The sequence below is a fragment of the Burkholderia sp. Bp9012 genome (assembly GCF_003853825.1).
Lineage (GTDB): Bacteria > Pseudomonadota > Gammaproteobacteria > Burkholderiales > Burkholderiaceae > Burkholderia > Burkholderia diffusa.
The window spans coordinates 18511-40312 of record NZ_QTQA01000034.1; the positions used below are offsets into that span (position 1 = coordinate 18511).

The 21802-nt window shown below is 67.9% G+C and carries 18 protein-coding genes; 9 read left to right on the plus strand and 9 right to left on the minus strand.

What is annotated here, in order from left to right; genetic code table 11:
- Positions 1-125: 125 nt before the first annotated feature.
- Entirely contained in the window at positions 126-590 is a 465-nt protein-coding gene (locus DIE11_RS31725) for an Lrp/AsnC family transcriptional regulator (protein WP_059606908.1), read from the plus strand.
- A 34-nt stretch (positions 591-624) separates the two neighbouring features.
- On the opposite strand, the gene DIE11_RS31730 is transcribed toward DIE11_RS31725, so the two are convergent.
- A complete protein-coding gene (locus DIE11_RS31730) occupies positions 625-990 on the minus strand; it encodes a hypothetical protein (protein WP_059606906.1) in 366 nt (121 codons plus the stop codon).
- Positions 991-1258: 268 nt separating this feature from the next.
- Between DIE11_RS31730 and DIE11_RS31735 the strand changes: the two genes are divergently transcribed.
- From DIE11_RS31735 to DIE11_RS31745, 3 genes are all read left to right on the plus strand, one after another.
- Positions 1259-2695: an aldehyde dehydrogenase family protein gene (locus DIE11_RS31735; protein WP_124629409.1), complete on the plus strand. Its 1437-nt coding sequence runs from the start codon at positions 1259-1261 to the stop codon at positions 2693-2695.
- 129 nt (positions 2696-2824) lie between these two features.
- Positions 2825-4015 carry a nitronate monooxygenase family protein gene (locus tag DIE11_RS31740; protein WP_124629410.1) on the plus strand — a complete coding sequence of 397 codons (1191 nt, stop codon included), beginning with the start codon at positions 2825-2827 and terminating at the stop codon, positions 4013-4015.
- A gap of 66 nt (positions 4016-4081) precedes the next feature.
- Positions 4082-4723, plus strand: coding sequence for an OmpW family protein (locus DIE11_RS31745; RefSeq protein WP_059683537.1), 642 nt, complete (start codon positions 4082-4084; stop codon positions 4721-4723).
- Between the two features lie 74 nt (positions 4724-4797).
- On the opposite strand, the gene DIE11_RS31750 is transcribed toward DIE11_RS31745, so the two are convergent.
- A complete protein-coding gene (locus DIE11_RS31750; RefSeq protein WP_027784516.1) occupies positions 4798-5001 on the minus strand; it encodes a DUF1289 domain-containing protein in 204 nt (67 codons plus the stop codon).
- 362 nt (positions 5002-5363) lie between these two features.
- Between DIE11_RS31750 and DIE11_RS31755 the strand changes: the two genes are divergently transcribed.
- From DIE11_RS31755 to DIE11_RS31770, 4 genes are all read left to right on the plus strand, one after another.
- Positions 5364-6458, plus strand: coding sequence for a polyamine ABC transporter substrate-binding protein (locus tag DIE11_RS31755; protein ID WP_124629411.1), 1095 nt, complete (start codon positions 5364-5366; stop codon positions 6456-6458).
- An 86-nt stretch (positions 6459-6544) separates the two neighbouring features.
- Positions 6545-7705: an ABC transporter ATP-binding protein gene (locus tag DIE11_RS31760; RefSeq protein WP_059606897.1), complete on the plus strand. Its 1161-nt coding sequence runs from the start codon at positions 6545-6547 to the stop codon at positions 7703-7705.
- Positions 7702-8631, plus strand: a complete 930-nt coding sequence (locus DIE11_RS31765) for an ABC transporter permease subunit (protein ID WP_124629412.1) — start codon at positions 7702-7704, stop codon at positions 8629-8631. The genes DIE11_RS31760 and DIE11_RS31765 overlap by 4 nt, the downstream gene beginning before the upstream one ends.
- Positions 8628-9449, plus strand: a complete 822-nt coding sequence (locus DIE11_RS31770) for an ABC transporter permease subunit (RefSeq protein WP_059606893.1) — start codon at positions 8628-8630, stop codon at positions 9447-9449. The genes DIE11_RS31765 and DIE11_RS31770 overlap by 4 nt, the downstream gene beginning before the upstream one ends.
- A 96-nt stretch (positions 9450-9545) precedes the next feature.
- Here the strand turns inward: DIE11_RS31770 and DIE11_RS31775 are convergent, their stop codons facing one another.
- Genes DIE11_RS31775 through DIE11_RS31785 form a run of 3 tightly spaced genes read right to left on the minus strand, consistent with a single transcriptional unit; the run spans position 9546 to position 12961 of the window.
- Positions 9546-10352, minus strand: coding sequence for a sulfite exporter TauE/SafE family protein (locus DIE11_RS31775; protein ID WP_124629413.1), 807 nt, complete (start codon positions 10350-10352; stop codon positions 9546-9548).
- Between the two features lie 18 nt (positions 10353-10370).
- Positions 10371-12062, minus strand: coding sequence for a bifunctional protein tyrosine phosphatase family protein/NAD(P)/FAD-dependent oxidoreductase (locus DIE11_RS31780; RefSeq protein ID WP_124629414.1), 1692 nt, complete (start codon positions 12060-12062; stop codon positions 10371-10373).
- A gap of 29 nt (positions 12063-12091) precedes the next feature.
- Positions 12092-12961 carry an MBL fold metallo-hydrolase gene (locus tag DIE11_RS31785; protein WP_409364593.1) on the minus strand — a complete coding sequence of 290 codons (870 nt, stop codon included), beginning with the start codon at positions 12959-12961 and terminating at the stop codon, positions 12092-12094.
- Between the two features lie 264 nt (positions 12962-13225).
- Here DIE11_RS31785 and DIE11_RS31790 point away from each other — a divergent pair, with 264 nt between their 5' ends.
- Positions 13226-14623: a sigma-54-dependent Fis family transcriptional regulator gene (locus DIE11_RS31790; protein WP_124629416.1), complete on the plus strand. Its 1398-nt coding sequence runs from the start codon at positions 13226-13228 to the stop codon at positions 14621-14623.
- A 68-nt stretch (positions 14624-14691) separates the two neighbouring features.
- Here DIE11_RS31790 and DIE11_RS31795 read toward each other — a convergent pair whose 3' ends face one another.
- The 4 genes from DIE11_RS31795 to DIE11_RS31810 form a co-directional block, all read right to left on the minus strand.
- Complete coding sequence (locus DIE11_RS31795) at positions 14692-15720, minus strand: MerR family transcriptional regulator (RefSeq protein ID WP_124629417.1); 1029 nt, start codon at positions 15718-15720, stop codon at positions 14692-14694.
- A gap of 124 nt (positions 15721-15844) precedes the next feature.
- Positions 15845-17443: an efflux transporter outer membrane subunit gene (locus DIE11_RS31800; RefSeq protein WP_124629418.1), complete on the minus strand. Its 1599-nt coding sequence runs from the start codon at positions 17441-17443 to the stop codon at positions 15845-15847.
- A gap of 2 nt (positions 17444-17445) precedes the next feature.
- The gene (locus DIE11_RS31805) at positions 17446-20595 is read right to left on the minus strand and encodes an efflux RND transporter permease subunit (protein ID WP_124629419.1); all 3150 of its coding nucleotides are present in this window, start codon (positions 20593-20595) and stop codon (positions 17446-17448) included.
- Positions 20592-21701 carry an efflux RND transporter periplasmic adaptor subunit gene (locus DIE11_RS31810; RefSeq protein ID WP_124629420.1) on the minus strand — a complete coding sequence of 370 codons (1110 nt, stop codon included), beginning with the start codon at positions 21699-21701 and terminating at the stop codon, positions 20592-20594. The genes DIE11_RS31805 and DIE11_RS31810 overlap by 4 nt, the downstream gene beginning before the upstream one ends.
- Between the last annotated feature and the right edge of the window lie 101 nt (positions 21702-21802).

The window sequence follows — 21802 nt, forward strand, 5'->3', positions numbered from 1 at the left end:
CCTGGATCGAATGAGTCTTTCAATATAACCGGACGAAAGCGGATTTATCTTTCATTTTGCGATTGAGATACGGGTAATCTTGAGATAGCCTTGCGCTGATCGCGGAAATGCCGCAAGGAGCTTTCATGGAGCCACTGGACAAGATCGATCGCGGCATGCTCGACATGCTTCAGCAGGACGGGCGCGTGTCGAATGCGCGGCTCGCCGAAGCGTTCTCGCTGAGCGAGACGTCCTGCTGGCGCCGGCTCCGGCGGCTGGAGGAAGCGGGGTTGATCGCGGGCTATCACGCGCGGCTCGACCGCCGCAAGCTCGGGCTCGGCGTGATGGCGTTCGTGCAGATCGTCTGCACGCAGCATAGCGAGGAGGTGACGGCCGAGTTCGAGCGCCTGATCCAGGCGAGCCCCAACGTGCTTGCATGCGACAACACGACCGGCGAAGCGGATTTCCTGCTGCAGGTGGTAGCGGCCGACCTCGACGACTACAGTCATTTCGTCGAACGGGTGCTGCGCAGATTGCCGGGCGTGCTGAGCATCCGCTCGAACCTGTCGTTGCGGCAGTTGAAGTCGACGCAGCGGCTGCCGATAGCGTGATGGCGCAAGCCGGCGCTCGCGCATGCGCGAGCAGTCAGTCGGCCAGCCGCTTGTCGGCGAGCGCCTTGCAGCAGTCTTCGTACACCCATTGCACGAGTTTTGCCCGGTAGTCGAGATCGTCGGTATCGACGATTTCCTCGACCGCGTCGCGCGCCCACGATGCGTCGACGAAGTCGGCATGCCGCTTTGCGATGTCCTGCGCCAGCGCGGCCAGCTTCGCGATCGCGAGCCAGTCGGACTGCCGGTGGTGGCGGTCGAGCCAGCGATGCGCGGCCTGCACCTGGAACGATGCATCCGGCCAGGTTTCGTTCAGGTAAAACGCGCCGAGATTGCCGCAGGTGAGCCAGCACAGCAGCTCCAGGCGATCTTGCGAGCCGAGGATATGGGGTGCGTCGGTCATGGCAGCGCTCACGAAGGCATCGATTCCGGGTGGCGCGGCCTGCAGCAGCCGGCGCCGATAGTAAAAACATAGCACGATGCGGGGCACGAGGTGGGGCCTCGTGGCGCGCCGGCGTGGCGCGGATGCCGCCGTTGCGGGAAGCGGGCGTCCGGCGCCCGTTCGCCGGCGTCCGCGCGGGCCGTTCGGCGGCGCCTGAGGTCCCATCAGGCGTCGTCGCGCAGCCGCGCCGCACTCGTTAGAATGGCCGTTTTCCGGGAGACAGGAAGCGATGAAAATCTACGATCAGTTCTATATCGACGGCGCATGGCGCAAGCCGGCCGGAACGGGCACGATCGACGTGATCGACTCGGGCACCGAGGCCGTGATCGGGCGGATCGCCGAGGGCGTGGCGTCGGACGCGCAGGACGCGATCCGTGCGGCGCGCGCGGCGTTCGACGCATGGGCCGCGACGCCGCCCGCGACGCGCGCGGGCTACCTGCGCAAGATCGTCGAGCGTCTGCAGGCGCGCAGTGAGGAACTCGCGCAGTCGATCACCGGTGAAGTCGGCATGCCGATCAAGCTGTCGCGCGCGATCCAGGTCGGTGGTCCGATCTACAACTGGAAGGCATACGCGAAGCTCGCCGAATCGTTCGAATTCGAGGCGACGCTCGGCAACTCGCGGGTGGTGCGCGAGCCGGTCGGCGTCGTCGCGGCGATCACGCCGTGGAACTACCCGCTCAACCAGATCACGCTGAAGGTCGCGCCGGCGCTCGCGGCTGGCTGCACGGTCGTCCTGAAGCCATCCGAAGTCGCGCCGCTCAACGCGTTCATGCTTGCCGAAGCGATTCACGAAGCGGGCCTGCCGGCGGGTGTGTTCAATCTCGTGTGCGGTTATGGCCCGGTCGTCGGCGAGGTGCTGGCGACCGATCCGGACGTCGACATGGTGTCGTTCACGGGTTCGACCCGTGCCGGCAAGCGCGTGGCCGAACTCGCGGCCGCGAGCGTGAAGCGGGTCGCGCTCGAACTGGGCGGCAAGTCGGCGTCGGTGATCCTCGACGATGCCGACTTCGCGGCGGCAGTGAAGGGCACGGTCAACGCGTGCTACCTGAACGCGGGCCAGACCTGTTCGGCACACACGCGGATGCTGGTGCCCGAGGCACGCTACGACGAGGCGCGCGCGATCGCGAAGGCGGCAGCCGAGGCGTATGTCGCGGGCGATCCGCGTCAGGAAACGACGCGCCTCGGCGCACTCGCATCGGCCGCGCAGCAGCAGCGCGTGCAGGCCTACATCCAGCGCGGAATCGACGACGGCGCGGAACTCGTGACCGGCGGCCTGGGCCTGCCGGAAGGGCTCGCGAAGGGCTTCTTCGTGAAGCCGACGGTGTTCGGCCGCGTCGATCCGAAATCGGCGATCGCGCAGGAAGAGATCTTCGGACCGGTGCTGTCGATCATCACGTATCGCGACGAAGACGAGGCCGTGCGCATCGCGAACGATTCGCCGTATGGGCTCGGCGGCGCGGTGTGGGCGGGCAGCGACGAACGCGCGATGCGCGTCGCGCGCCGCATCCGCACGGGGCAGGTCGACATCAACGGCGGCACGTGGAACGGCGCCGCGCCGTTCGGCGGCTACAAGCAGTCCGGATACGGCCGCGAAAACGGCGTATACGGGCTCGAAGAGTATCTCGAGTACAAGTCGATTCAGCTCAAGCCGGCGAATCCGGCCTGAGCGTTTCACGCCGCATGACCCGGAACGGCACGCTCGCGTGCCGTTTTTTTATTGACGGCCGTCAAGGTGCGCGCCGGTGGATCCGTCGATCATCGCGTTTCCGATTTCCGATGTTTCGACGAGGTTCAGATGACCGCACGCACTTCCTTCCCGCCGCTCACGATTCGCGGCCGCACCTTGCTGCCCGTGGTGCAGGGCGGCATGGGCGTCGGCATCTCCGCGCACCGCCTCGCGGGCAGCGTCGCGCGCGAAGGCGCGCTCGGCACGATCGCGAGCATCGACCTGCGTCACCACCATGCAGACTTGCTCGCGCGCTGTCGCGCGAATCCCGATCGCGCGACGCTGGAGGCCGCGAACCTCGACGCGCTGGCGCGCGAGATTCGCCTCGCGAAGACGTACAGCGAAGGGCGCGGGATGATCGCGGTCAACGTGATGAAGGCGGTGAGCGCGCACGCGGAATACGTGCGCGTCGCGTGCGACGAAGGCGCGGACGCGATCGTGATGGGCGCCGGCCTGCCGCTCGATCTGCCCGATCTCACGCAGGGTCATGACATCGCGCTGATCCCGATCCTGTCGGACAGCCGCGGGATCACGCTGGTGCTGAAGAAGTGGATGAAGAAGGGGCGGCTGCCCGATGCGATCGTGATCGAGCATCCCGCGCATGCGGGCGGCCACCTCGGCGTCACGCAGATCGACGACATGCACGATGCGCGCTTCGATTTCGCGCGCGTGCTCGACGAGACCGCGCAGGTGATGGCGTCGCTCGGTCTCGCGCGCGACACGATCCCGCTGATCGTCGCGGGCGGGATCAACAGTCACGACACGGTACGAGCGGCGCTCGCGGCCGGCGCGAACGGCGTGCAGGTGGGAACGCCGTTCGCGGTGACGGAAGAGGGCGATGCGCATCCGAACTTCAAGCGCGTGCTGGCCGATGCGCTGCCCGAGGACATCGTCGAATTCGTCAGCGTGACGGGGCTGCCGGCGCGCGCGGTGAAGACCCCTTGGCTCGATCGCTACCTGCGCAACGAAACGCGCATTCGCGACAAGCTCGGCGCGTTCAAGCAGCGCTGCCCGACCGCGCTCGAGTGCCTGAGCGTCTGCGGGCTGCGCGACGGCATCGAAAAGTTCGGCCATTTCTGCATCGACACGCGGCTCGCGGCCGCGTTGCGCGGCGACGTCGCGAACGGCCTGTTCTTCCGCGGCCGCGAAGCGCTGCCGTTCGGCAGTGCGATCCGCAGCGTGCGCGATCTGCTCGACCTGCTGCTGACGGGCCGTGCGGCGGAGCCTGCGACAAACCGTCCAGTGTTTACGCTGGCTTGACGGATATCAAGGCGACGCAAAGACCCTACAGGGAGAATGGAATAAATTCTTCAAGGGGTCCGTACCATGCATAAAACGATTCGAACATGCGTCACCGCTGCCGCCGTGGCGGCAAGCCTCGTCATGATGCCCTCGCTGTCGCACGCGGCGTCGGCGGGAGACGGGATCAACCAGGGTGACGTCCTGGTCCGGTTGCGCGCGATCAGCATCCAGCCGAACGAGCGCGCGAGCGATACGCTCGGCGCGATCAACACCGGCGTGAACAACGCGATCGTGCCGGAGCTCGACTTCACCTACATGATCCGAGACTACCTGGGCGTGGAGCTGATCCTCGGCACGTCGCGGCACCAGATGACGTCGAGCCTCGGCAATCTCGGCGGTGTGGGCGTGCTGCCGCCGACGCTGTTGCTGCAGTACCACTTCAACCATGCCGGCAAGGTGCGTCCGTACGTCGGCGCGGGCCTGAACTACACGTACTTCTACAACAACGGGCTCAACGTCGGCGGCGAGGGCGTGTCGATCAACAAGAGCAGCTTCGGTCCCGCGCTGCAGTTCGGCGTCGACGTGCAGTTGACGAAGAAGGTGTTCATGAACGTCGACGTGAAGAAGATCTGGATGAGCACCGATGCGACGCTCGGCGACAAGGGCATCGGCACGTTGCACATCGATCCGCTGATCGTCGGCGTGGGCGTCGGGATGAAGTTCTAGACGCAAGCGAAAAGAACAGAGTTGGGGTTGGCGGCATGGCAGTCGGCATGCCGCTCTTTTTTTGTGCGGCGGATTTACAGCTTGTCGTACTGAAAGCGCATCGCGGTGCCTTCGCGCGTGATGCGCTCCCACACCGCGCGTTTCTCGTCGTCGCTCAGGAACACCCAGTTCGACACCTCGCCGGCCGTGCGGCCGCAGCCCTTGCAGACTTCGTCGAAGAGGGTCGAGCACACGCCGATGCAGGGGCTGTCGGGCAGGTCGTGGAGATTGGAGGCCATCGGAAGGGTTCGCGCGTTGAATCGTCAGGGCGTCATTTTAATGCATCGGGATGACGCGGCCCGGCCGCGATGCCGATGGCGCGACGCACCACCCGTCGGGACAGTTTCGCGGCCGCCTTCTTTTCCTGATGGACAGACGCCGATTACCCGATAGAATTCCCCCGGAATGCCCCGCTGCGCGGGCCGCCCGAGTGGCCGGCGGCGGGAATCTGTTCCGTTTGCGCGACACCGGCATGATTTTTTTGTGACGGAGCGCGAATGGTGGTAGCGTTCGGGGTTTTCGAGGGGCGGCGTGCCAGAATGCGCCGCCATGACGAGGCAGACGGCAGCCGGACACGAGGTCCGGCCGGAGGGAGAACGGGATGAAAGCAAAGGTAGTGGGCCGGTTCGCAGCGCTTGCGCTGTGCGTGGGTGCATCGGCGGCGGCGGCGAAGGATACGCAGCTCAATGTCTATAACTGGTCCGATTACATTGCGAAGGACACGATCCCGAACTTCGAGAAGCAGGCGGGCGTCAAGGTTCGCTACGACAACTACGACAGCGACGACACGCTGCAGGCGAAGCTGCTGACGGGCAGCTCGGGCTACGACATCGTCGTGCCGACCAGCAACTACGCGGGCAAGCAGATCGCCGCCGGCATCTTCACGCCGCTCGACAAGTCGAAGCTGCCGAACCTCAAGTACCTCGATCCGCAACTGATGGCGCTCGTCGCCGGCGCGGACCCGGGCAACAAGTATTCGGTGCCCTGGGCGTACGGCACGACCGGCCTCGCGTACAACCTGACGAAGGCGCAGCAGGCGCTCGGCAAGGTTCCGCTCGACAACTGGGACATCCTGTTCAAGCCGGAAAACCTCTCGAAGCTGAAGACCTGCGGCGTGTCGGTGCTCGACGCTCCGGACCAGATGTTCGCGGCGGCGCTGCACTACATCGGCAAGGATCCGATGAGCACGAACCCGGCCGACTACAAGGCCGCGATGGACGTGCTGAAGAAGATCCGCCCGTACATCACGCAATTCAACTCATCCGGCTACATCAACGACCTGGTCGGCGGCGACATCTGCTTCGCGTTCGGCTGGTCGGGCGACGTCGTGATCGCGAAGCATCGCGCGATCGAGGCGAAGAAGCCGTACAAGGTCGAGTACTACATTCCGAAGGGCGGCGCGCCGGTTTGGTTCGACGTGATGGCGATCCCGAAGGACGCGAAGAACAAGGACGCCGCGCTGCAGTGGATCAACTACATCGAGGATCCGAAGGTGCACGCGGCGATCACGAACGCCGTGTACTACCCGAGCGCGAACGCCGAGGCACGCAAGTACGTGCGGCCGGACGTCGCGAACGACCCGGCCGTCTACCCGCCGGCCGACGTCGTGAAGACGCTGTTCCTGCTCAAGCCGCTGCCGCCTGAAATCCAGCGTCTGCAGACGCGTCTGTGGACCGAGCTGAAATCGGGCCGCTGAAGCGAGCCGGAGCAGGCCAGCAGTCATGAAGCCCCTGGTGTCCCCGGGGGCTTTGTTCGTCAAACGCAGGAGAGAAGCAGCACATCATGAATAGCCAGTCGGGTGCGCCGGTCGCGGGCGTGCCGTCCTTCGTTCCTTCGTCCGGCGCCGATGCGCGCGCCGAGAACTTTGTCCAGATCGTCGACGTCGTCAAGAAATTCGGCGAGACCGAAGTGGTGCGCAACGTGAACCTGACGGTGCGCCAGGGCGAGCTGTTCGCGCTGCTCGGCAGCTCGGGTTCCGGCAAGTCGACGCTGCTGCGCATGCTCGCGGGCCTCGAGACGGTCACATCGGGCAAGATCCTGATCGACGGCGAGGACCTCGCGCAGATGCCGCCGTACAAGCGGCCCGTGAACATGATGTTCCAGTCGTATGCGCTGTTCCCGCACATGTCGGTCGAATCGAACGTCGCATACGGCCTGAAGCAGGAAGGCACGCCGAAGGCGGAACTGAAGGAGCGCGTCGCGGCGGCGCTCGAGCTCGTGCAGATGAGCAAGTACGCGAAGCGCAAGCCGCACCAGCTGTCGGGCGGCCAGCAGCAGCGCGTCGCGCTCGCGCGTTCGCTCGTCAAGCGCCCGAAGGTGCTGCTGCTCGACGAGCCGATGTCGGCGCTGGACAAGCAGATTCGCCAGCGCACGCAGATCGAGCTCGTCAACATCCTGAACAAGGTCGGCGTCACCTGCATCATGGTCACGCACGACCAGGAAGAGGCGATGACGATGGCGAACCGGCTCGCCGTGATGAGCGAAGGGCAGATCGTGCAGATCGGCTCGCCGAACGAAGTCTACGAATATCCGAACAGCCGCTTCTCGGCCGAGTTCATCGGCTCGACCAACCTGTTCGAAGGCGTCACCGTCGAGGACGAACCCGACCACGTGTACATCGAATCGCCGGAGCTGCCGAGCCGGCTGTACGTGAGCCACGGGATCTCGGGCCCGCTCGGGATGCCGGTCACGGTGTCGGTGCGTCCCGAGCGGATCGCGCTCACGCGCAAGCCGCCCGAAGGCGCGTTCAACTGGGCGCGCGGCAAGATCACCAACGTCGCGTACATGGGCGGCTATTCGCTGTATCACGTGAAACTCGATGCGGGCAAGACGGTGATCGCGAACGTGTCGAGCCTCGCGATCACCGAGCTCGACACACCGGCGCTCGGCGACGAGATCTACGTGCGCTGGAGCGCGACCGCGGGCGTGGTGCTGACGTCATGAGCGCGCTCAAGTCCCTGCTCGCGTGGCCCGTGCGGCGCTTCAACCTGACCGGCGGCTCGGCGGTCGTCGCGGGGCCGTACACGTGGCTCGTGCTGTTCTTCCTCGTGCCGTTCGTGCTGGTCGTGAAGATCAGCTTCGCGGAGCTGCAGCTCGGCATTCCGCCGTATACGGAACTCGCATCGTACGCGGACGGCGTGGTGCACATCGCGCTGAACCTGTCGCACTATGCTTTCCTGCTCACCGACAGCCTGTATTTCGCGACCTACGTGAATTCGGTGCTGGTCGCGGCGATCACGACGCTGCTGTGCCTGCTGATCGGCTATCCGATGGCGTACTACATCGCGCGTTCGAACCCGGCGACGCGCAACCTGCTGATGATGGGCGTGATGCTGCCGTTCTGGACGTCGTTCCTGATCCGCGTGTACGCATGGATCGGGATCCTGAAGAACAACGGGCTGCTGAACAACTTCCTGATGTGGATCGGCCTGACCCATACGCCGATCGAGCTGTACCGCACGAACTACGCGGTGTATATCGGGATGGTGTATTCGTACCTGCCGTTCCTCGTGATGCCGCTCTACGCGCACCTCGTGAAGATGGACCTGCGTCTGCTCGAAGCCGCGTACGACCTCGGGGCCAAGCCGTGGAAGGCATTCGTGCAGATCACGCTGCCGCTGTCGAAAAACGGGATCATCGCGGGCTGCCTGCTGGTGTTCATTCCGGCGGTCGGCGAGTACGTGATTCCGGAACTGCTCGGCGGCGCGAACACGCTGATGATCGGCCGCGTGATGTGGAATGAATTCTTCAACAACGCAGACTGGCCGATGGCGTCGGCCGTGACCTGCGCGATGGTGCTGCTGCTGCTCGTGCCGATGGCGATGTTCCAGCACTTCCAGGCGAAGGAGCAGGAGGGCCGCCGTCGATGAAGCCGAATCGTTACCTGCAGTTCGCGGCGCTGTTCGCCGGCTTCGCGTTCCTCTACATCCCGATCATCAGCCTGATCGTCTATTCGTTCAACGAGTCGAAGCTCGTCACCGTGTGGTCGGGTTTCTCGTTCCGCTGGTACTCGGCGCTCGTCGAGGACGACGAACTGCTGACGGCGGCATGGCTGTCGCTGAAGATCGGCGTGCTGACCGCGTTCGCGTCGGTGTTCATCGGCACGTGGGCCGGCTTCGTGCTCGCGCGGATGGGGCGCTTTCGCGGCTTCGCGCTGTTCAGCGGGATGATCAACGCACCGCTGGTGATTCCGGAGGTGATCCAGGGGATCTCGCTGCTGCTGCTGTTCATCGAACTGGCGAAGTGGATCGGCTGGCCGGCCGAGCGCGGTGTGTTCACGATCTGGCTGGGCCACGTGATGCTGTGCATTTCGTACGTCGCGATCATCGTGCAGTCGCGCGTGCGCGAACTGAACCCGTCGCTCGAGGAAGCCGCGCTCGATCTGGGCGCGACGCCGCTGAAGGTGTTCTTCACGATCACGCTGCCGCTGATCTCGCAGGCGCTGATCGCGGGTTGGCTGCTCTCGTTTACGCTGTCGATCGACGACCTCGTGCTGTCGGCGTTCCTGTCGGGCCCCGGCTCGACGACGCTGCCGCTCGTCGTGTTCTCGCGCGTGCGCCTCGGCCTGAACCCGGAGATGAACGCGCTCGCGACGCTGTTCATCGTCGCGGTGACGGCCGGTGTGGTGATCGCGAACTTCGTGATGCTGCGCCAGGAGCGCAAGCGGACGGCCGCATTCGCGACCTGACGTCATCACGAACAGGTTGCCGACGCAACGAAAAACGCCCGGTGCCGACGACGAGTCGGGCCGGGCGTTTTGCTTAGGGGTGTGCGCCGCGGTGGCTTATGCGCCGAACGCCGCCTTCGCGAGCAGCCCGAGCGCGACGCAGACGAGCACGGCAGCGAAGCCGGCCTGCACATGCCGCGCGGACAGGTGCCGGGAGGCATTGCGCCCGATCGCCATGCCAATCGCGGTCGCGACCGTGAACCACAGCATCATGTCGAGCGGTGCGCGCGTGCCCGACACGAGCGTCGCGAGCACGCCGCCGGTGCCGACCAGCGCGATCACCATCAGCGACGTCGCGACTACGCCGTGCATCGACACGTTCGTGAACTTGCGCAGCATCGGCACGATCACGAAGCCGCCACCGACACCGAGCAAGCCCGTCATCAGCCCCGTCACCGCGCCGGTCGACGCAAGCGCGAGCCCGACCGGCCAGGACCACACGAGCCGGCCCGTATCGGGATTCACGCGGCCGACGCACAACCGCGACTCATCCGCGTCGCCGGGCGCGTGGCGCAGTGCCTGCCGCAGCAGGCGGCCCGCGACGACCAGCATCGTCAGCGCGAACAACGCCAGCAGCACGCGTTGCGGCAGCACGTGCGCAAGCTTCACGCCGAGCGTCGTGAGCGGCACGCCCGCCACGGCCATCAACAGCGCCGCGCGATAGCGCACGAGCCCGCGACGAAACCCTTCGAGCGCGCCGAGCGCCGCGCTGCCCGCGACAGCGACGAGCGCGACGGGCGTGGCCTGCTGCATCGGCCAGCCCATCCCGACGACGAGCGCGGGCACCGCGAGAATGCCGCCGCCTGCGCCGGTGAGGCCCAGCACGGCGCCGACGAGACTGCCGAGTACGAGGGAAATCAGCATGGTGTCATCGGGTTCCGGTCAACGTGCGATCGCGGGCTTCGCGAGCCATTCGCGGCCCTTGAGCATAGCCTTCCAGTAGAGCGGCGGCAGCAGGCGCTCCTTGAGCAGCCACGCGAGCCGGGACGGACGCCGGCCGTCGATCAGCCACGCGGGGAAGGTCGGCGCGACCTTGCCGCCGTACAGGAATTCGGCGAGCACGATCTTGCCGCGCTCGACGGTGAGCGGGCACGACCCGTAGCCGTCGTACGCGGCGTCGCCGTGCGCGCGGCCCAGAGACGCGAGCACATTGTGCGCGACGACGGGCGCCTGCTTGCGCGCGGCCGCGGCGGTCTTCGCGTTGGTCGTGTTGGTGACGTCGCCGAGCGCGAAGATGTCCGCGAACTGCTTGTGCCGCAGCGTCGCCGGGTCGACGTCGATCCAGCCGGCCGCATCGGCGAGCGGGCTCGCGCGCACGAAATCGGGCGCCTTCTGCGGCGGCACGACGTGGATCATGTCGAACGCGCGTTCGACGGTTTCCGTGCCGCCGTCGGGCAAGGTGCGCCGGAACGTCGCGCGCCGCGCGGGCCCGTCGATCGCGACGAGGTTGTGGCCGAACGACAGCGCGATGTCGTAGCTTTTCACGTACTCCATCAGCGCGGGCACGTAGTCGGCGACCCCGAACAGCGCGGCGCCCGCATTCAGGAACTCGACGTTCGCGGCGCCCAGGCGGCCCGCGCGCCGCCAGTGATCGCACGACAGGTACATCGCCTTCTGCGGCGCGCCGGCGCACTTGATCGGCATCGGCGGCTGCGTGAACAGCGCGTTGCCGCCGCGGAACGCCTGCACCAGTTCCCACGTGTACGGCGCGAGGTCGTAGCGATAGTTCGACGTGACACCGTTGCGGCCGAGCGTTTCCGCGAGGCCGTCGATCGCGTGCCAGTCGAGCTTGAGCCCCGGGCACACAACAAGCTTGCGGTAGCCGATACGCCGGCAGCCGTCGAGCACCACCGTGTGCGCGTCGGGCTCGAAGCCGGCGACGGCGGCCTGGATCCATTTCACGCCGCGCGGCAGCAGGTCGACGATCCGGCGCGCGGTCGTGTCGGGCCGGAACACGCCCGCGCCGACCATCGTCCAGCCGGGCTGGTAGTAGTGCGTATCGGCCGGGTCGATCACCGCGATATCGAGCGATGCGTCGCGCGCAAGCAGGCTCGACGCGACCGCGACGCCGGCCGCACCCGCGCCGACGATCACGATGTCGTGCCGCGCGTCGATGGCTGGCGCGGCCTGGCGGCCGTCCTGCGCGAGTCCTTGCGTGGCACCTCGTGTGAGACGCGGCGCGAGCGCGCCGAGGTCATAGCCGGCCGCGGCGGCGATCGCGACGATGTCGCCGGCCGGACGCCTGTCGGCCTGCGACAGCGCCCACAGCGTCGCCGAACGCGTGCCGCTGCGGCAGTATGCGAGTACCGGGCCGGCGAGCGACGCGACGAGCGCGTCGAACTGCCGGGCCTGATCGTCGGTGACCTTGCCGGTATCGACCGGAAGGTAATGGACCGCGATGCCGAGCGGCGCAGCGGCGGCGCGGATCTCGTCCACGGTCGGCTGGTCCGCGCCTTCGCCGTCCGGGCGGTTGCAGACGATCGTGCGGATGCCGGCCGCGCGGAGCGCGGGCAGGTCGGTCGCGGCGATCTGGGGCGAGACCGACAGCAGGTCGGTCAGCGTGCGGATGGTCATGTCGGGGGTTCTCCGGTCGGGGCGGCGGCTCAGATCGCGTCGAGCGGGATCTTCAGGTAACGCACGCCATTGTTTTCGGGCTCGGGCAGGTGGCCGGCGCGCATGTTGACCTGCACGGACGGCAGCATCAGCACGGGCATGTCGAGCGTCGCGTCGCGCGCGGTGCGCATGGCGACGAAATCCTCCTCGGTCACGCCGTCCTTCACGTGCACGTTCGCGCGGCGCTGCTCGGCCACGGTCGTCACGAACTGCACGTCGCGGCCGCCCGGCTGGTAGTCGTGGCACAGGTACAGGCGCGTATCGGGCGGCAGGGCGAGCACGCGCGCGATCGAGCGGTACAGCGTGCGTGCGTCGCCGCCCGGGAAATCGCAGCGGGCGGTGCCGTAGTCGGGCATGAACAGCGTATCGCCGACGAACGCGGCACGCTGCGTCGCGTCGTCGATGCAGTAGGTCAGGCACGCGGGCGTGTGGCCCGGCGTGTGCAGCGCGCGGATCGTCAGCGCGCCGAGCGCAAGCGTGTCGCCGTCGTCGAGCAGGCGATCGAACTGGCTGCCGTCCTGCGCGAAGCCCGGGCCGGCGTTGAACAGCGTGCCGAACACGTGCTGCACGCGGCACACGTGCGAGCCGATCGCGATCTGCCCGCCGACATGCGCCTTCAGGTAAGGCGCGGCCGACAGATGGTCGGCGTGCACGTGCGTTTCCAGCAGCCAGTGCACGGTCGCGCCGAGTTCCTCGACGCGGGCGATCAGCCGGTCGGCGCTGGCGGTGCGCGTGCGGCCGGATTTCGGGTCGTAGTCGAGCACGCTGTCGATCAGCGCGCACGCGCGGCTTGCGGTATCGAGCAACAGGTAGCTGACGGTATGGGTCGCCGGGTCGAAAAAGCCTTCGACTGACAGCATGGGGGCATGGCTCACGGGATGTCCTCGATCGGGTTCTGCATCGGCAATCGGGGATCCCAAACTCAAGAAGCATGCCAGCCCGCGCCGCGACGCCGGACGAAATGGCAGGTAATTGATTCGGCTCGCATTTCTGGCCTGATCGCGGTGCGCCGCGAGCACGGCCTGCGGGGCGTCGTTGATGCCGACTGCCACATTTGGCAGTGTTGTGGCAGAATTGGCAGTCAGTCTGGCAGTCCGACTGTCCCTCCGTTCCCGAGCCGCCTCATGAATCCGCACGACACCATTCCGATCGTTCCCGCGCCGTCGCGCGACGTCATGCCCGACGTGCGTGCGCTCGTCGCGTATCTCGAGCACGACCCGCAGCCGATGATCGTCGTCGATCCCGACTACCGCATCCTCGCGGCGAACGATGCGTACCGGCGCCAGTTCGGCGTGGCGGGTGTCGAGCACGTCGGCCGGCGCTGCTTCCAGGTCTCGCATCACTACGACGTGCCGTGCGACCAGGCCGGCGAGCATTGCCCGATGAAGCAGGCACTCGAGTCGCGCAGCCTGAACCGCGTGTTGCACATTCACCATACGCCGCGCGGCCCCGAGCACGTCGACGTGGAGTTGCGGCCGATCTTCGACGCGCGCGGCGACGTGATCGCGTACGTCGAGCGGCTGACGACGGTGCGCAGCGCGTCCGCGCAGCCGAGCGCGGAAGGGCTCGTCGGCGGCGCCGATGCGTTCAATGCGGCACTCGGCGCGCTGCAGCGCGTTGCGCCGTCGATGCTGCCCGTGCTGCTGCTCGGCGAATCGGGTACCGGCAAGGAGCTGTTCGCGCGGGCGCTGCACGAGGCGAGCGAGCGTGCGATGGGGCCGTTCGTGGTCGTCGACTGTTCGGGTATCGCCGAGACGCTGTTCGAGAGCGAACTGTTCGGCTACGAGAAGGGGGCGTTTACCGGCGCCAACCAGCGCAAGCCGGGCCTCGTCGAGACCGCGCAGGGCGGCACGCTGTTTCTCGACGAGATCGGCGACGTGCCGCTGCCGATGCAGGTGAAGCTGCTGCGGCTGATCGAGTCGGGGACGTTCCGGCGCGTCGGCGGTGTCGAGGCGCTGCGCGCGGATTTCCGGCTCGTCGCGGCGACGCACAAGCCGCTGCGCGAGATGATCGACGACGGCCGGTTCCGGCAAGATCTCTACTACCGGATCAACGCGTTTCCGATTCCGCTGCCGCCGCTGCGCGAGCGGCGCGGCGACGTCGCGCTGCTCGCCGAATCGATCCTGCGGCGCATCGCGAACGCGCGTGCCGGCGCGGGCGACGCGAGCGCGCGACCGTTCGCGGCCCGGCCGTTCGTGCTGAGCGAGCAGGCGCGTGCGTGCCTCGACGCGTATGCATGGCCGGGCAATATCCGCGAGCTGCGCAACGTGCTGGAACGTGCATGCCTGTTCGCGGACGACGGGACGATCCGCGTCGAACATCTGCCGGCCGAACTGGTCGCGGCGTCGGCCACACTGCACGCGCATGCGGCGGATACGCGCGGCGTGTCGGATGCGGAACTCGTGCGGATTGCGGGCACGTTCGACGGTACGCGCAAGCAGCTGGCCGAGCACGTCGGGATGAGCGAGCGCACGCTGTACCGGCGGATGAAGGCGCTCGGGCTCGGGGTGCGCGACCGGTGAGCGAGAGCCGGACCGCTCGCGCGGGCAGCGCATGAAACCGACATGCACCGCCCGCGGGGGCTACGCCATCAACGCGCCGGCGCCAACTGGGCCATTGCCTCGCGGATGAAACCGAGCAGCGTGTCGTCGACCCACGAATCCTTCGTCAGCGCCGGCTCGGTCATCATCGCATCCCGGAATTTCGCGTGCGTGGCCGGGTCGTTGCCCGCATAGCTGCGGAACAGGTCGAGCCAGCGTTGCGCGAGCGCGCGGCCTTCCGGCGAATCGGGCCTTGCGCCCGCATCGATCGCGTCGCGCACGTCGCCCATCAGTTGCGGCCATTCCATCGCGTGCTCGCCGAAGTGCGCGCGCATGAAGCGGATCTCGTCCGGCGCGAGATACTTCTCGAAGATCCGCATCTTCGTCTCCGAGGACGCGCGCAGCACATAGTCGCGCAGTACGGTCGAAATGCCGATCTTCGACTGCATCGCCGGTTCGCGCTCGTGCATCAGGTTCAGCTTCGCGAGCAGCCGCGGATCGTTGTTCGTGTCGCGCACGAGCATCGTCATCCAGCGGCCGGCGAGTGCACGGACGCGCTCGTCCTCGGGCGGCACGCCCGCGTCGTGCAGCGCGCGCACGTCGGCGACGAGCGCGATCCATTCGGCGTCGCCCGCCTGGCTCTTGCGGTACATCGGCAGGCGCGCGAGTTCTTCCTCGGAAAAGTATTTGTCGTACACGGTCATCAACTCCAGTGTGGTGAGCCAATCGGCCAGTTCCGGCTCGGTGCCCGCGGCGAGTTGCGCGTGCAGGTGCACGAGCCGCTCGCGCAGCTGTGCGGCCTGCGCGAGCTGGTGGTCGAGCGACGCGATCTGCTTCGCGACGATCTCGACGAGCGGGGTGCCGGGCTGGTTCAGGTAGTCGCCGATTTCGGCGAGCGACAGTCCGAAGCGACGCAGGGCCTGGATCTGGTGGAGCCGGGCGATGTCGTCGCGGTCGTACAGCCGGTAGCCGTTGTCGGCACGCGCCGAAGGCATCAGGAGGCCGATCGCGTGATAGTGATGAAGCGTGCGGACGGTCAGGCCGCTGCGTTTCGCCAGTTCTCCCACTTTCAGCCGCATGGTGTCCTCCGTTCGGTGCGCACGCTGGAGTCTCGAACGTTACGCTACGTGAGGGTCAAGCGGAAGATCGCGGATCGGCGCGCGGGGTGGTCCCGCGCGCCGTGCGTCCCGGGCAAGGGGCGCGCTATTGTGGCGACGGCGGTGACGGCGGCGCGTCGGGCGTGGCCGCGCGTGCCTGGGCGGCGAGGGCGCCTTGGCCCTCGTTGCCGGCGCGGCCTGCCGTGTCGACGTTCCCGGCCGTCGATGCGTTGCCGGTCGGTTCGACCGGCGGCGTGCCCATTGCCTGATAGAGCCGCGCGGTATCCGCGAGGCGTGCGCCGGTCGCGCGAATTTCGTCGAGCCGCGCGTTGCGGTACTGCAGCTCGCTCGCGCGCGCGGCCGAGGGCGGCAACGCGCCGAGCCGCACGCGGGCGGCCGCGTCGTCGTACGCGCCGTGCGCGGACAGCGCGGCCCGCGACGACGCATCGAGCGCCTCCGCATCGTGCTCGAGCGCGGCGAGCGAATCGGCGACGTTCTGGAACGCGCTCAGCACAGTCTGCCTGTACTGGTCGACCGCGGCCTCGTAGGTCGCCTTCGCCGCACGCCGCTGCGCGAGCAGCGCGCCACCGTGGAACAGCGGCTGGCTCAGCGACGCGCCGACGTTCCAGATCGCGCCGGCACCCGACAGCATCGTCGGCCAGCTGAAGCCGCCTTTGCCCATGGCCGCCGACAGCGACAGCTGCGGGAACAGCTGCGCGGTCGCGACGCCGACTTCGGCGGCGGCCGCCTTCAGCCCCGCGTCGGCGGCCTGGATGTCGGGGCGACTTTGCAGCAGGTCCGACGGCACGACCACGGGCACCTGCGCGGGCAGGTTCAGGTCGGCGAGCGTGAGGTCGGCGGGCGGCCGGTCGGGCGTGCGGCCGACCAGCACCGCCAGCGCATGGCGCGCCGAGTCGCGCTGCTGGCGCAGCGCGGGCAGGCTCGCGGCGAAGGTGTCCGCGCTTTGCTGCGCGCTCAGCGCGTCGCTGTGCGACGCCGAGCCGAGCGCGTAGCGGCGTTGCGCGTCGTGGGCCTGGTCGTTCGCGAGCGCGACGAGCCGTTCGGTCGTCGCGATCTGCGCATTGAGCACCGACACCGTGATCGACGCCGTGACGATGTTCGCGGCGAGTGCCCGGCGCGCCGATTCGAGCTGGAACGCGCTGACGTCGACGCGTTTCGCGAGCGCGCGGTTCGCGAAGCGCGCCGCGCCGAACAGGTCGATTGTGTAGCTCGCCTGCAGTTGCCCGACGAATGTGTCGTACAACAGCGTCGGCGCGCCGAGCGCGGGGATCGGCACGCCGAGTGCGCGCTGGCGCGTGGCCTGGCCGCCCGCGTCGATCGACGGCAGCATCGAGCTGCCGATCTGTCCGCGCAGCTGCTCGCGCGCGGCATCCAGCGAATGTGACGCCGCGCTGAGCGTCGGGCTGTTGCGCAGGCCTTCGTCGACGAGCGCGTTCAGCGCCTCGGAGCGGTACTGCTTCCACCAGTCGGGCACGGGCTGCGCGCCGACTTCGAACTGTTGCGCGACGCCTTGCGCGGCGACGGTCTGCTGCACTTGCGGCACGGTGCCGTAGTGCGCGGGCGACGGCATCGCGGGCGGCTCGCCGCTCGGCGCGAACCACGCGCAGCCCGCGAGCGGGCCGGCGAGGCTCGCCACGGCAAACGCCCGCACGGCTTTCGTTTTCAGGTTCATCGATCCATCCATGGTCAGGCTCCCGACGGCGCGGCCGGTGCGCTGCCGCCTGGCAGCGGGCCGTCGCGCGGGTCGCGTTCGTCGCGCTTCACCCGGAACCACGCGGCGTACAGCGCGGGCAGGTAGAACAGGGTCAGCACGGTCGCGCTCGTGATCCCGCCCATCAGCGCGGTCGCCATCGGCCCGAAGAAGTTCGAGCGCAACAGCGGAATGAGTGCGAGCACGGCGGCCGCGGCCGTGAGCGTGATCGGGCGGAAGCGCCGCACGGTCGCACCGACGATCGCGTCGAAGCGTCCGTGGCCGGCCGCGATGTCCTGCTCGATCTGATCGACGAGAATCACCGAGTTGCGCATGATGATCCCGAACATCGCGATCACGCCCAGCATCGCGACGAAGCCGAACGGCTGGCCGAACAGCAGCAGCGTGCCGACCACGCCGATCAGCCCGAGCGGTGCGGTCAGCACGACCATCAGCACGCGCGAGAAGCTCTGCAGCTGGATCATCAGCAACGTGAACACGGCGATCGCCATCAGCGGCATCTGCGCGTTGATCGACGCCTGCGCCTTCGCGCTTTCCTCGACCGATCCGCCGATGTTGATCTGGTAGCCGACCGGCAGTTGCGCGCGCAACGCATTCAGCTTGCCGTCGATCGCATGCGTGACGTCGATGCCTTGCGCGCCGGCGCGTACGTCGGACTGCACGGTAATGGTCGGCTGGCGATCGCGTTCCCACACCACGCCGTATTCGAGCGTGGGCGTGAAGCGGCCGAGCGAGCCGAGCGGCACGGGGCCGTTCGGCGTCGGCATCGCCAGGCCCGCGAGCTTCGCGGGATCGACGCGATCGGGGCGCGGCGCACGCAGGTCGACCGCGATCAGCTTGTCGCGTTCGCGATACTGCGTGACGGTCGTGCCGGACAGCGTCATCGCGAGGAAGCTCGACACGTCCTGCGACGTGACGTTCAGCTCGCGCGCCTTCTTCTGGTCGAGCTCGAAGCGCACCGAGCGCTCGGCCGGCTCATCCCAGTCGAACTGCACGTTCACCGTGCGTGCGTCGCCGCGCATCGTCGCCGCGACCTTCTCGGCGATCGAGCGTACCGTCGCGATGTCGTCGCCGCTCACGCGGAACTGCACGGGGTAGCCGACGGGCGGGCCGTTCTCGAGCCGCGACAGGCGCCAGCGCACGGCCGGGAACTGGTCGCGCAGCGTGGTTTCGAGCCAGGTGGCGAGCTTCTCGCGATCCTTGACCGATTTCGCGGTGACGACGAACTGCGCGAAGTTCGGCAACTGCAGCTGCTGGTCGAGCGGCAGGTAGAAGCGCGGCGCGCCGCTGCCGACGAAATTCACCGAATGGTCGATCTCGGGCCGCTTGTCGAGCACCTTTTCGAGGCGTTCGGTCTCGCGCAGCGTCGCCGCGAACGACGCACCCTCGGGCAGCCGCAGGTCGACCAGCAGCTCGGGTCGATCGGAGCTCGGGAAGAACTGCTGCGGCACGAGCGAGAAACCCATCAGCGCGACGACGAAGAGCGCGCCGGTGATCAGCAGCACGACGAAGCGGCGCTCGATGCACCAGTCGATCCAGCCGCGCAAGCGCGTGTAGAAGCGCGTGTCGTAGATGTCGTGCTCGTGATCGTCCGGCAGGTGAGCTTCGTGCGCGTGCTTCTTGCGTTCGGGCAGCAGGTGATAGCCGAGCAGCGGAATCAGCACGACGGCCGCGAACCACGACGCGATCAGCGCGATCGCCGACACCTCGAAGATCGAGCGCGTGTATTCGCCGGTGCTCGATTTCGCGAGCGCGATCGGCAGGAAGCCCGACACCGTGACGAGCGTGCCGGTCAGCATCGGGAACGCGGTGCTCGTGTACGCGAACGCGGCGGCGCGCGCACGGCTGTAGCCCTGCTCGAGCTTCACGGCCATCATCTCGACGGCGATGATCGCGTCGTCGACGAGCAGCCCGAGCGCGAGCACGAGCGTGCCGAGCGACACCTTGTGCAGCCCGATGTCGAACAGGTACATGAAGAGTGCGGTCACCGCGAGCACGACCGGGATCGAGATCACGACGACCATCCCGGTGCGCAGGCCGAGCGACACGAGGCTCACGACCAGCACGATCGCAACGGCTTCGGCAACCGCTTCGAGGAAGTCGTCGACCGAATGCGCTACCGCATGCGGCATGCTCGACACCAGCGTCAGCTTGAGGCCGGCCGGCAGTTGCGCCTGCAGGTCCTTCGATTGGGCGTCGAGCGCCTTGCCGAGCCGGATCACGTCGCCGCCCGGCTGCATCGTCACGCCGATGCCGAGCACGGCATGGCCTTTCGTGCGCATCTGCGTGACGGGCGGATCGTCGTAGCCGCGCTTCACGGTGGCGAGATCGCCGAGCCGGAACGTGCGGCCGTTGATGCGGATCAGCGTGTCGGCGATCGCGGCGACGTTGTCGAACTGGCCGCTCGGCCGCACGAACACGCGATCGTCGGCGGTCGTGAGCACGCCGGCAGACGAGATGTCGTTCTGCGCGTTGATCGCCTGCCCGAGCTGCTGCGGCGAGATGCCGAGACGCGTGAGCTGCGTGTTGTCGGCCTCGATGAAGATCCGCTGGTCGGGGTCGCCGAAGTAGTCGACCTTGCCGACGCCCGGCACGCGCAGCAGCACCGTGCGCAGTTGGTCCGCATAGTCGTGGAGTTGCGCGGGCGTGAAGCCGTCGCCTTCGAGCGTCCAGATGTTGGTGTAGACGTCGCCGAACTCGTCGTTGAAGAACGGGCCCTGTACGCCTGGCGGCAGCGTATAGCCGATGTCGCCGACCTTCTTGCGGATCTGGTACCAGGTCTCGGGCACGTCCTTCACGGGCGCCGAGTCCTTCATCGTGAAGAAAATCAGCGATTCGCCGGGCCGCGAATAGCTGCGCAGGAAGTCGATGGCCGGCGTTTCCTGCAGCTTGCGGCCGATCCGGTCGGTCACCTGTTCCTGCACCTGCCGCGCGCTCGCGCCGGGCCAGAACGTGCGGATCACCATCACGCGGAACGTGAACGGCGGGTCTTCGGATTGTGCGAGCCGCGTGTACGCGAGGATGCCCGCGAGCGTCGCGAGCGCGATCAGGTAGACGACCAGCGCCTGGTGGCGCAGCGCCCATGCCGACAGGTTGAACCGACCTTCTTCGCGGGGGCCGCTCATGACGCGAAGTCCTCCGGATGCAGCGGTGCGATCGGCCGCACCTTCTCGCCCGCGCTGACCGTATGCACGCCTTGCAGCACGACGCGCTCGCCAGGCTGCAGCCCGCTCGACACGGTGACGGTGCGTTCGTTGAAGCGCGCGACGTCGACGCGGCGCAGTTCGAGCGTGTCGTCCTTCGTGCGCACGACCCACACGGCCGGATGCGGGCCGTCGTGGAACAGCGCGGTCGCGGGCAGCGTGATGCTCGGCGCGTTGCCGGCAGCCGGCGCGCCGTCGAACGCGACGTTTGCGGTCATTCCGAGGCGCACGGCCGGATCGGGGGCGGCGAGCGTGAGCTTCACGCGGTAAGTGCGGCTTTGCGGATCGGCGGCCGGCGCGATTTCGCGTACCTTCGCGGCGAACTGGCGGCCCGGCAGCGACGGCAGCGTGACGCTCGCCGCGTGGCCGGGCGTGAGCGATGCGAGCGCGGCTTCGGGCACGTCGCTGACGACATCGACGTCGCCCGACCACGCGAGCTGGTAGACGGCCTGGCCGGCGGAAACGTTCTGGCCGGTGTCGGCCTGTTCGGCGGTGATGGTGCCCGCGTGATCGGCGACGAGCGTCGCATAGCGGAGCTGGTTCTTCGCGAGGGCGAGTTGCTGCTGCGCCTGGTCGCGCTGCGCGAGCGCCGACGTGTAGCTGTTCTGGGTCTGTTCGAGCTGCGCGGTCGCGATCAGGTTCTCGCGTGCTTGCGCGCGATCGCGGTCGAGCTGCTGCTTCGCGAACGCGAGGCTGTGCGATGCGGCATCGAGCTGCGCCTGCGCGCTCGCGGCGTTCTTCTCGACGTCGGACGGATCGAGCAGCGCGACGACCTGGCCGGCCTTGACCGTATCGCCGAGCCGCACCTTGCGTTCGACGATCTTGCCCGCGATGCGGAACGATAGCGGCGTCGCGTAACGCGGCTGGATCTCGCCGGGCAGCGTGGCGGCAGCCGCGGCGCCGTCGGCGTGCGCAGGCAGCGCGACGACTGGGCGCGGCGCAGGCGGCGCGGCTTCCTTCGGGTGGCAGGCGGCGAGGACGAGCGCGGTGCCGATCAGCAGCACGGCGCGGGAACCGGAGCGATTCACGAAACCCCCAGATGAGGTGAGAGCAGAACGAAGCCGGCAAGCGCGGCGGGCGCTTGCCCCGAGTGGCGCCGGCCCGGCGCCCACGAACACAGCCGAACAAG